6 protein-coding genes and 1 pseudogene are annotated in these 11,521 nt (G+C 63.9%); 5 read left to right on the top strand and 2 right to left on the bottom strand.

Going from position 1 to position 11,521, the window contains the following annotated elements; all coding sequences use genetic code 11:
• Positions 1-135: 135 nt before the first annotated feature.
• Positions 136-1,797 (top strand): arylsulfatase, encoded by a 1,662-nt coding sequence (locus tag BUS42_RS26055; RefSeq protein WP_074311925.1) that lies wholly within the window; start codon positions 136-138, stop codon positions 1,795-1,797.
• A 222-nt stretch (positions 1,798-2,019) separates the two neighbouring features.
• Here the strand turns inward: BUS42_RS26055 and BUS42_RS26050 are convergent, their stop codons facing one another.
• Complete coding sequence (locus tag BUS42_RS26050; protein WP_074311923.1) at positions 2,020-2,454, bottom strand: VOC family protein; 435 nt, start codon at positions 2,452-2,454, stop codon at positions 2,020-2,022.
• A 471-nt stretch (positions 2,455-2,925) separates the two neighbouring features.
• Here BUS42_RS26050 and BUS42_RS26045 point away from each other — a divergent pair, with 471 nt between their 5' ends.
• The 3 genes from BUS42_RS26045 to BUS42_RS26035 all read left to right on the top strand — a co-directional run bounded on the left by BUS42_RS26045 (position 2,926) and on the right by BUS42_RS26035 (position 7,344).
• The gene (locus BUS42_RS26045; protein WP_074311921.1) at positions 2,926-5,352 is read left to right on the top strand and encodes a c-type cytochrome domain-containing protein; all 2,427 of its coding nucleotides are present in this window, start codon (positions 2,926-2,928) and stop codon (positions 5,350-5,352) included.
• A 232-nt stretch (positions 5,353-5,584) separates the two neighbouring features.
• Positions 5,585-6,868, top strand: a complete 1,284-nt coding sequence (locus BUS42_RS26040) for a Bcr/CflA family multidrug efflux MFS transporter (protein ID WP_074311919.1) — start codon at positions 5,585-5,587, stop codon at positions 6,866-6,868.
• A gap of 71 nt (positions 6,869-6,939) precedes the next feature.
• On the top strand, positions 6,940-7,344 hold the full coding sequence (locus tag BUS42_RS26035) for a DUF3224 domain-containing protein (protein ID WP_074311917.1): 405 nt from the start codon (positions 6,940-6,942) through the stop codon (positions 7,342-7,344).
• 203 nt (positions 7,345-7,547) lie between these two features.
• Here the strand turns inward: BUS42_RS26035 and BUS42_RS26030 are convergent, their stop codons facing one another.
• Positions 7,548-9,050 (bottom strand): Gfo/Idh/MocA family protein, encoded by a 1,503-nt coding sequence (locus tag BUS42_RS26030; protein WP_074311915.1) that lies wholly within the window; start codon positions 9,048-9,050, stop codon positions 7,548-7,550.
• 533 nt (positions 9,051-9,583) lie between these two features.
• On the opposite strand from BUS42_RS26030, the pseudogene BUS42_RS46685 reads away from it, so the two are divergent.
• Positions 9,584-10,180: pseudogene (locus BUS42_RS46685) on the top strand (RNA polymerase sigma factor); the annotation flags it as partial.
• Positions 10,181-11,521 lie beyond the last annotated feature (1,341 nt).

Below are 11,521 nucleotides of genomic sequence, written 5' to 3'. Positions count from 1 at the left end.
ATGGGGCTGCATCCTAATCGGCGAACCGTCAGGGCAAAACCAAACCCCAAACGGCCGGGCCGGGCCGGCCTACTCACCGTTGGCTCGTCGACGAGGATCATTGACCCGAAACCAGCGCCCGCTCGGGGGAAACTCATGAAGCGACAGTGGTTCGTTAGACCCCATCTTTCGCTGGCCCTGACGGCCTTGGCGTGCCTGGCGGGGCTTGGAGCCGCACACGCCAAGGCCCCCACGGCTTCGCCACCGAACGTCGTCATCTTCCTGGCCGACGACCTCGGGTTCTCCGACGTCGGCTGTTACGGTGGCGAGATCGAGACGCCGAACCTCGACCGGCTCGCCGCCAACGGACTTCGCTTCACGCAGTTCTACAACACGGCGCGATGCTGGCCGTCCCGCGCGGCCTTGTTGAGCGGCTACTACCCCCAGCAAGTCAATCGCGACCCGGCCGCGCGGCGCCCCAGGTGGGCGGCCTTGCTTCCCGAACTCCTCAAGCCGGCGGGCTATTGCTCGTATCATTCGGGCAAGTGGCACGTCGACGGCCCGGTGCTTGCCGCCAGGTTCGAGCGGTCCTACCTGGTCGTGGACCAGGATCGCTTCTTCTCCCCCAAGAACCACCAGCTCGACGACCGACCGCTCCCGCAACCCAGGCCCGAGGACGGGTACTACGCGACGCGCGCGATCGCGAGCCATGCCGTCTCCTGGCTCTCCGACCACGAAGCGAACCACCGCGGCGAGCCGTTCTTCCTCTACGTTGGATTTACATCACCTCACTTCCCGATCCAAGCTCTCCCGGAAGACATCGCACGTTATCGCGACCGCTACCTGGCGGGCTGGGACGTCGTTCGCAAAGAGCGCTGGGAGCGGATCCGGAAGCTCGGGATCGCCGGTGGCGAGCTCCCCTCGCCCGAACCCGACGTTTTCGGCCGTTCGAACCTCTCGGAAGACGCGCTGCGGACGCGGATCAGCCCCGGCGAGGTCCGGTACGCGGCCCCTTGGGAAACGCTCTCCGAAGAACAGAAACGATTCCAGGCGACCAAGATGGCGATTCACGCCGCCATGGTCGACCGAATGGATCGCGAGGTCGGTCGCGTCGTCAAGCAACTGGAAACGGCAGGGGTCCTCGACAACACCTTGATCCTCTTCCTCTCGGACAACGGGGCCAGCCAGGAGCAGATCATCCGCGGTGACGGCCACGACCCCTCCGCGCCCCTCGGGTCTGCCAAAAGCTATCTCGGAATCGGCCCGGGCTGGTCCACCTTGGCCAACACGCCGTTCCGGATGCACAAGATCTGGAACCACGAAGGGGGAATCTCCACCCTCTTGATCGCCCACTGGCCCGCCGGCATCCAGGCGAAGGGGGAGCTCCGCCACACCCCGGGACACCTCGTCGACATCGTCCCCACCTTACTCGAACTGGCCAAGACCCCCGCGCCCGAATCGTTCCACGGCGAGAACCGGCCCCCCTTGCCCGGCAAGAGCCTCGTCCCGGCCCTGGCAAACGATATCACGATTGAACGTGAGTTCCTTTTCTTTAAACACCAAGGGAACCGGGCCCTGCGTGCCGGCGACTGGAAGATCGTCTCCCGCGGCCCGGACGGGGACTGGGAACTCTACGACCTCGCCAAGGACCGCGCCGAGTCGCACGACCTTGCGACCAAGAATCCCGAAAAGCTCAAAGCCCTCGTTGCCATCTGGGATCGACAGGACAAGGAATACCGCGCCCAAGGCGCCACCGGCCTGCCTCTGGAATCCCCCAACGCTCCGGCGAAACGGCCCAAAACAGGAACCAAGCCTTAGGACAATCCCCTGGGGGTAGGCGTGTCGCCCGCTGATCTGAGACGCTGCACTTACGCCTGCCTGCACTACGAAGGTCAAGTTGTCACCGCCGTCAAGCCAGGCCAGCCGATCCCCAAAGACTTGCCTGGACCGAAATCAATCGTTTATACAATCACGAAAAAGCATGCCGACAACCGATCGTCTGTGTCACCAACTCACGTAAAGCCCACCGCCAGGCACGCCTTAGCCGAGTTGCTCGGCAAGCGCGACAATGATGCCCTCAGGCCCGCGGATGTAGGCTAGCCGGTACGTGTCCTCGTACTGCATTTCGCCAATGAGCTCGGCCCCGTGGGCGCGCATGCGCGCAACGACAGCGTCGATGTCATCGACGGTGAACATGACGCGACGGATGCCCAGCGTGTTCACCGGCGCGTCCACGGGCCCAAACCTGATCGCGTTGGGCGTGTGGAACTTGTCCAGCTCAATGCCCTGCCCATCGGGAGTCCGCATCATCGCGAGGGTGGCCCGGACATCCTTGAGCCCGATCAGGCTCCCGACCAAAGGCCCTTCGACGGTCGACTCGCCCTCGAGCTTGAGGCCCAGTTCGATGAAGAACGCCTTGGCGGCTTCGAGATCGTCGACAACGATGAGGACGTTGTCCATTCGTTTCAGCGTCATATCCTTCCTTCCGTCGCTTCACTGCTCATGCCCGTACTTGCCGCACGTGGCGTATCACAAGTAAGCTCCGCGGACCCGGCCGCCGAGAGTGAGCTTGATCTTACCAGAACGCGCCTGCGGCGGCCGGGGTCCGCTGCAGCGCGCGGTTAGGCGTCGGCCGACTCCTCCACTTCACAACCACTGGCCGAGAAGTCTTACACACGTCGAAGACCGACGGAAGCGGTTGCAAAGAGCATGAGGTGATGCGATAGTATCCCTGGGGTAAATTCTTCTCCCCTCCTTTACCTCTCTGTGGAGCCATAGTGCTCAGCCGATGACGACTGGGCCATCGCAACGGCGATGCTTTGGTGGGGACAGGTCGATTCTCGACGTTTGAAGTACGGGGGCAGACCGAGGTCGGATCGACAACTTTCGACCCATCATCCTTTCGCATATCAATGCCAACCGCGAGAGCGATTCTGGAGCCATCCCATGTTGTTGCCGTTGCGAAGACCCAATCACCCTCTTGTCGCATTCACACTTTTTTCAATCATCGTCGCGTCCCCCTCCACCACGAAACAAGGCCACGCCGCCGACCGGCTTGCAGGCACTGCGGCCGAGGCGACGCGGGCGATGCTCGAAAAATACTGCTACCGCTGCCACGGGCAAGACGGGCGGAACGAAGGGGGTCTGAATGTCGTCACCGACCTCAAGAAACTCGTCGAGAGCAAACGGGTTGTTCCGGGAGTCCCCGAGCGGTCGAAACTCCTGAAACGCGTGGTCAACGGCGACATGCCGCCCGAAGTCGACTTCGAGGACCGGGCCGCGAACCCTCCGCGACTCCCCAGGCCAAGCGCAAAAGACGTGGCCCGGTTGCGCGACTGGATCCAAGGGGGTGCGTCCGAGGTCGCCGCAAGCCGGGTCGCGGGTGTCCGGCGGTTCATAACCGAGATCGAGATCTTAAAATTGATCCTCGACGACCTCCGCGGACTGGGAACCCGCGAACGTCGCTTTATCCGTTACTTCACCCTCACTCACCTGGCGAACGCCGGCTATAACGAAGACCAGCTCCAGACCTATCGCCACGGCCTTTCCAAACTGATCAACAGTCTTTCTTGGAACCGGCGGATCACGGTCCCCAAGCCGATCGACCCGGGCCGGGTCATCCTCCGTATCGACCTCAGGGATTACCTCTGGGACGAGGGAACCTGGTCGGCCATCCTGAGCGGCTACCCCTACGGGATCAACTACAACGGGGCCACGGCCGAAGCCATCGACACGATGACCGCCTGCGAGCTGGCGTTCGTCCGGGCCGACTGGTTCGTCTACGCAGCCTCGAGGCCACCGCTCTACCATGACGTGCTTCGGTTGCCGGCATCGATTGAAGAGCTCGAGAAGAAGCTCGACGTCGACGCCCTCGCCAACATCCGTCAGGACCGCGCGGCCCGCGCTGGTTTCAATGCGTCGGGGATCTCGCGGAACAATCGGCTCATCGAACGGCACGAGTCGACCAACGGCGGCTACTGGCGGAGCTACGACTTTGGCGGAAACGCCGACCGCAAGAACCTGTTCGCCCATCCCCTCGGGCCGGGCGACGGCGCTTTTGACTTCGAACACGATGGCGGCGAGACCGTCTTCGCACTCCCCAACGGCCTGAACGGGTATATGCTCACCGACGGCCACGGGCAACGGATCGATAAAGGGCCGACCGAGATCGTGCGTGACAACAAACAAGCCGATGGCGCGGTGGTCAACGGCATCTCCTGCATGAGCTGCCACAACCGCGGCTTCATCGAGAAGGCCGACCAGGTGCGCGACGTGGTCGTCAAATCGCGGTCGTTTGGCAAGGAGGTCGCCGACGCGGTCATCGCGCTCTACCCACCCCGCGCACGGATGGACGAGCTGATGCGGGGCGACCTCGATCGGTACGCACGGGCCGTGAAGGAGACCGGGGCGGCCTTGAGCCGGACCGAGCCCGTCTTCGCGCTGGCGACGCGGTTCGAGGAGGAAGTGGACATCGCGCTCGCCGCGGCCGAAGCGGGCTTGATGGTCAAGGAGTTTCGTGATCTGCTCGCGCTCTCCCCGCCGCTCGGCCAGGCCCTCGGTCTGCTCCTGGCCGAAGGCACGGTGAAGCGCGACCTGTACGTGAACGCCTTTCCCTTGATCGCCGAAGCGCGGCACCAGACGTTACTCGACATCGCGAAGCCCACCCCCGTGCAGGTCACGAAGCCCAACACCACCCCCAAGCCGCGCGACGGCGGCTTCCCGAGCGAGTTCGGATCGTTCCCGAGGAACCGGCTCGCCATGCCCGGAACCAGTCAAAATCCTCACATTAACTCAAATTTCAATAATCAGTCCAATTTTAATCCGAGGGCCAATCCGAACCCTGGTTCGGCCGTAAAAACTTACCCTACGGCAGCGTCTGGAAGCCGGAAAGGATACGCCCCCGATCGGCTGGCCGATGTTCCTCCCACGTTCTGGGGAGGGGACCGCGACAAGTTCCGCGACATCGGGCCGGTGGGATCCGTGCTGGTGGGTGTAAGAATCAGCACCCACCTATTCTTCGGTGGCCCGAAGATCAGCTCGGTCCAGCCGATCTACCGCGTGGGGACTCGCCTGATCGAGGGGAAACGGCACGGCACGGTGGCCAGCACCGAGACGACCACCGTCGCCAAGTCGGACTATGCCGTCGGGGGGTTCCGCACCCACACCGGCCTCGGGGTCGATGGGTTCGAGATCGTCTACATGCGCATCAAGAACGGCCGGCTCGTCCCCACCGACTCGTACACCTCTCCCTGGCTTGGGGATCCCAACGGAGGGAGTCCCAAGGACGTCTTCAGCAGCGGAGAGGTCCCGGTCGGCCTCCAGGGGCGGTCGACGAAAGCGATCCACGCGCTCGGGCTCATCATCGCCAAGTGAGCGGGAGCCAGGCCGGGGCTCACCGACAATAGGGGAGACGGTCAATCCCGAGGGGCCGGAGTTGCCTCATCGATCGTTCTCCCTATAATTCGCGACGTTCGCCGGTCATTGGAATGATCGCCGCGAACGTTCGTGAACATTCGATCGCCTGGCTTGGCGGCTCTCTCTCCCTCACCCCGCCCGACATCCCCCCCTTCGCGGCCACCTCCCGAGACCACCGAGACTTTTATCAATGGCCTCAGATCAACTGTTGACACTTGCCCCTTCGCACGGCGAGGAAGACGCCCGTTCGGTCAGTCCTGGGCTCCGTTTCATCATTCTCCTTGGCTTGCTTGACGCCTTCGGTCCGCTCGGCATCGACATGTACCTGCCCGCCTTCCCCCAGATCGAGCGCGACCTCAAGGCGCAAGGGGGGGCGATGCAACTGACGCTCTCATTCTTTCTGGCAGGACTGGCGATTGGGCAGCTCATTTGCGGGCCGATCTCCGACCGCCTCGGGCGTCGGAAACCGTTGCTCTGGGGTTGCGCCGCGTTCGCGGTCGCCTCGGTGACCTGCGCGTTCGCCCGCTCGATCGAGTCGCTGATCCTCGCCCGGTTCGTCATGGGCCTGGCAGGCGCGACGGGGATGGTGATCGCACGGGCGATCGTCCGCGACTCCTTCGAGGAGGCCGATTCATCGCGGATCTACTCGATGCTCATGCTCGTCATCGGGATCGCGCCGGTCCTCGCCCCGTCGGTCGGCGGCTGGTTGATGCGCGTCGGCAGTTGGGGCTCGATCTTCTGGGCCTTGGCCGGGTTCGCCTGCCTCTGCGGGATCGCGGTCGCGGTCGACCTGCCCGAAACGCATCCCCCGTCGCGGCGCACTCGAGACTCGATCGGCTCGATCGGCCGGCGCTATGCGTCGATGATCGTCGACCGCAAGTTCGTCGGCTACGCGGCCCCGGTCAGCCTGGCGCTCGGCCTGATCTTCGCCTATGTCGCGTCGGCTCCGTCGCTCTTCATGCAGTTCTACGGGCTCTCGCCCGCGGCGTTCAGTCTCCTCTTCGCCAGCAACGCCATCGGCCTGATCGGCGCCGCCCAGGTCAACCGCTGGCTGACCCGGCACTATGACACCCACACCATCCTTCGCGCGGCTTCGCTCGGCAACCTGGTGGCCGCCCTCCTCCTGCCGGTCCTCGCCTGGACCGGGATCGGCGGGTTCCCCGCCTTCTTCGCGGACATCTTCCTCTGCCTGATGACGGTCGGCCTGATCTTGCCCAACGCCACCGCCGCGGTGATGGCCCCCTTCCCCCACCAGGCCGGTGCCGCGTCCGCGCTGCTGGGCATGCTCCAGTTCACGGTCGGTGCCGCCACCGGCGCCATCGTCGGGATCTTTCACGACGGCACGAACCGCCCGATGGCCCTGACGATCGCCGGGTGCGCGGCGACCTCCGCGATCATTACCATCCTCGTCGAGCGACGGAACAGCGCGGTCGAGGATCGGGCGCTTCGGCTTCTCGGGCAACCTGCCGAATAACAGAATCTCGTAGGCGAACCGATTTCGTCAGCTACGGATCGATTGTACAATTCCGACTCGAGGAGACGGCCATGGCAACGCAGGCAACCGGATCGTTTGAAGTCAAGCTCCACCCGCTGGCGCCGCCCGACCAGGCCGAAGGCTCGACCCTCGGCCGGATGTCGATCAATAAGCAGTTCCATGGCGATCTCGAAGCGACCAGCAAGGGGGAGATGCTCTCCGCCGGCACCGAGGTCAAGGGCTCGGCCGGTTACGTCGCGATCGAGCGGGTGACAGGGACACTCCTGGGTCGCAGCGGCAGCTTCGTCCTCCAGCACAGCGGCACCATGTCGAACAGCGCCCAGCAACTCGCCATCACCGTCGTGCCAGACTCCGGCTCCGGACAGCTCGTGGGACTTGCCGGAAAGATGGGGATCAACATCGCCGAGGGAAAGCATACGTACGACTTCGAGTTCACGCTCCCCGACGCCCTCTGACGGCCCCACTCAAATAAACCATCAAACCCTCATGTTTTCACAAAATCCGAGAGGCGACCGTCATGAGGAAGAATCCCATGAAGTAGGTGTCAAGCTCCACGCTGCGTCTCTCCAAGCCCCAACCCAGCCGGCGCTGCGCGCAAACTGAGCCTGGGCTCGCAAACGAGCCCAGGCTCCTCGTGTGGCAAAACCGGTCCGATCGCTCAGGCGATCGACGCGGGGACGACGAACGGCTTGCGGTACTCGCGGGTGAGCAGCTTGTTGGCGTCGGGACGATCGACGAACGACTCGGTCTTGGCGTCGACAACGAGCTTGGGGCCGACCTGGTAGGTCGTCTCACTGAGCGTCACGCTGTTGTCCTTGAGATGCTCCTCCATGCGTCCGAAGGCTTCCGACGCTTCCTTGTTGTCGCCGAAGGCCTTGGACTGGGAGTCGAACGGAGTCGGCTTGCCCAGGCGATACGAGATGTTGGCGAGGTGGCAGAGGGCGGCCGAGTAGTGTCCTTCGAGGATGTCGGCGTTGAGGTCGTCGACCTTGCGGCTCCGGACGGCGGCGATGAAGTTGGCGAAGTGTCCCTTCTCGCCGTCAATGACCGGGCCCAACGACTTCGCGAGCTTGGGCAACGGTTCGGCCTTGTCGCTGGTGCTCCCTTTCGGGATGAACACCGCGCCCCCCGGCTGAACGACCTTGCCCTGCTCCTTGATTTCCTTCTGAACGGTGAGCGTTCCCGTGTCGAGGTGGGCGAAGTTACCGACCATCTCGCCACGATACCCGTTGGTCGGCAGGCCACGGACCTCGAAGATGAGCTGGGAATCACCGTAGTCGAGGACGGCGATCTGGGTGTTGGCCGTCTGCCCCTGGTCCTTGTAACCGAACCGGCCGCCGACCGAGATCACACTCTTGGGCAGGGTGGCCCCGGGGATCAACCAGCGGGCCTTGTCCATCTCGTGGACCCCCTGATTGCCGATGTCGCCGTTGCCGTAGTCCCAGAACCAGTGCCAGTTGTAGTGAACGAAGTTCTGGTTGAACGGATGCTCGGGGGCCGGGCCGGTCCAGAGGTTGAAGTCGAGATTCGCAGGAGCGGCCATATCCGGCTTGAACCCGATGCTCTTACGCGACTTGTAGCAGAGGGCGCGCGACACGTTCAGCTTGCCGTATTTGCCCGACTTAACCGCCTCGGCGACTTGCGCCCAGGCGGGGTTCGACCGGTTCTGGGTGCCGTGCTGGACGATCCGGCCGTACTTGCGCGCGGCGTCGACGGCGATCCGCCCCTCGTGGACGTTGTGGCTCGCCGGCTTCTCGACGTAGACGTCCTTGCCCGCCTCGCAGCCCCAGATGGTCATCAGGGCATGCCAGTGGTTGGGAGTGGCGATCGAAATCGCGTCGAGCTCTTTGTCGTCGAGCGCGTGTCGGACGTCGGCGACGGTCTTCGGTGCGCTTCCCCCCCGCTTCTTGAGCGTGTCGAGGTGCTTCTTGAAGGTCGTGTTATCCGGGTCGATCAGATAGGTGATCTCGACCCCTTTGATGCCGGAGAAGGCGTCAACGTGCGACCCACCCCGGCCGTTCAGGCCAGCCACACCGAGGCGGATGGTATCATTGGCACCGATGACCCGGCCGGACGACTTGGTGCCCCCGATGGCGAAGCTGGCGCCGATGCCGGCGGCCACGGAACGACCCAAGAACTGGCGACGACTCAGATGCGACATCGATCCCCTCCTGAACGTGATTGGGATGAATGAATCACCGATGGAGACGGCGAGACTGGGGACTGATTATGATCGAACGGCCGGACAATTCCCACGAACTTTCCGAGACTTCTCGCCAGGAACGGGAAGACGTAGCAAAAGCGATCACCCATTGCCTTTTCATATTTCTTTATTTTTTACTGCATCTTCAATCATTCCGCGACAATCGCCGCTCTCGGGCCCAAGCGAAAAATCTTCTGAACCCACGAGAGACGGCTCGTTGCGAGTCGGGAGCCACCACTTCACACTTATCGAAACATGGCATGTCCGATTTCGAATTTAATAAATTCCTTTCCGATCGGGCGAGAAGGACTCTGAATCAGACCGCTCGCGAGAAGGCGGGGAGGGGGGGGCAGGCCGTTCAGCCGAGCCTGCTCTGAAAACTCCGAAGATGCGCGAAGAGATCAAGCCCAGCCGGCGAATTCTTAAAATCATTGGAACAATCCGTCGTCCCGGCTGCCTTATAACCGGGTGAAGGCAACCGCAAGTCGTCGATGGGGGCTAGCTCCGTGGGGTTTGAACCGGGTCGTTCCGTGAATGCAGAGCTGGGCACCCTGTTCAACCAGGGGGTGACCGCGGGCCTGACCGATGGTCAGCTCTTGGAGCGGTTTTCGATGCGCCGGGGCGAGGCCGCCGAACTCGCCTTCGCGGCTCTTGTGGAACGGCATGGCCGGTTCGTCCTGAATACCTGCCAGAAAATCCTTCGGGACAACCATGAGGCCGAGGATGCCCTCCAGGCCACCTTCCTCGTGCTGGCGTATAAGAGCGATGCGCTCTGGGTCGAGGACTCGCTCGCCCCATGGCTCCACCGGGTGGCGTGTCGGATCGCGATTCGTGCCAAGCTCACTGCAAGCCGGCGGAAACTCGCGGAGCAGGCGGCGGCCCAGGAAGCCTCGGACCGCTCGGCAAGCCAGGGGCGAGATGACCTCGGAGCGGCCCTTCACGAAGCGATCGACCGACTCCCGGGCCATTATCGCCGGCCGGTCGTCCTCTGCGACCTGGAAGGTCGAACCTACGAGGAGGCGGCGCGGCACCTCGGGTGCCCGGTCGGGACGGTCAAGAGTCGCCTGGCGCGGGGGCGGCAGATGCTGCGAGAACGTCTGGTTCGGCCCGGATTCGCACTGCCCGCCGGGTTCCCGGCGCGGGAGATGGCCCAGGTGCCGATGCCGGCCAGGCTATCCGACTCGATGGTCCAGGCCGCGACCCGGATCACGGCCGGCAAAACGGCGGCCGGCGTGGTCTCGGCGTCGGTCGTCGCACTCACAGAAGGGATGCTCAAGATGATGTTCATTGCCAGGTTGACGCGAGGCGTGGGGGCCGCGGTGGCAGTCTCGGTCGCGGTCCTGACCATCGGGATGGGCGTCATCGCCTACCGAACCACGGGAGCTCCGCCTGAAGCCGGTGGACCGGACCGGGCCGTGAGTGCAGCGTCTCCCTCCGGGAATGACCGTGGTCCGACCCAAAAGGGAAAGCCGAGGAGAGGCGAGATCATCGCACAGGTCGCCGACGAGAACAACCAAATCTCCATGGTCGCCCTCGACCCGGTGACCGCGAAGTGGCGGGCGATCGCGAAGAACCTCCCCCCCGGACCAATCTCGCCCGACGGTCGATTCATCGTCTATTCGCAGCTTGGCCGCGACCATGACGAGGCGGAGCTCGGTATCTGGATCTACGACACGACGGGCAAGCTGCCCCCTCGGCGGATCTTCGAGCAAAACGGGCAACCCCACTGGTCGGACAACGGGCAGCGGGTCGTCATTGGAGTCCCGATCGGCCAAGGGGGTCAGAAGTTCGAGACCTGGCGCGTCAACGTCGACGGCTCCGGCCGGACCAGGCTGCCCGTCCCGGAGACCGACCTCGTCCTCGACTGCTCGCGCGACGGGAGCTGGCTCGCCATGCGACCCAAGGGCGGAGAGCCGGCCCACCGGGGAGCCCTCAGGCTCGTCCACCCGGACGGGACCGGAGCCCGGATCCTGGCCGAGGGTTCGGCCCAGGATGACCTCTACACGATCCCTCGGATCTCCCCCGACGGCCGGAGCGTCGCCTGGGTCGAAGTCAGGACCGAGGGTTCGAAGGATGAAGGCTACAACTTCTATCAGATCGCCCCCGATGGCCGGAGCATAAACTTCACCAAAGTCAAAACCGGGAACCAGCCCCGGACGTGCCGACTCCTTGTCCTGGATCTCGAAGGCGGACCCAGGCGCGTGCTACCGGTCACCTTCGAGCCCGGCGTCATGGTCTCCGCAACCTGGTCGCCCGATGGCTCGGGACTGGCCCTGAACCTGCACGATCGCAAAACCAAGCGCGGGTCGATTGCGCAAGTCGACCGCGACGGCAAGAATTTCCGGACGCTTCCCTTGCCTCCTGGCCACTGGAACGTGGTGGTCTGCGGCTGGCAGACGCTTGCTCCGGAGCTCAGGGTCAGCGACCTC

Source organism: Singulisphaera sp. GP187, assembly GCF_900129635.1.
Classification (GTDB): domain Bacteria; phylum Planctomycetota; class Planctomycetia; order Isosphaerales; family Isosphaeraceae; genus Singulisphaera.
Note: the sequence above shows the minus strand (reverse complement) of the source record. Positions and strands in the feature narration are given on the sequence as shown.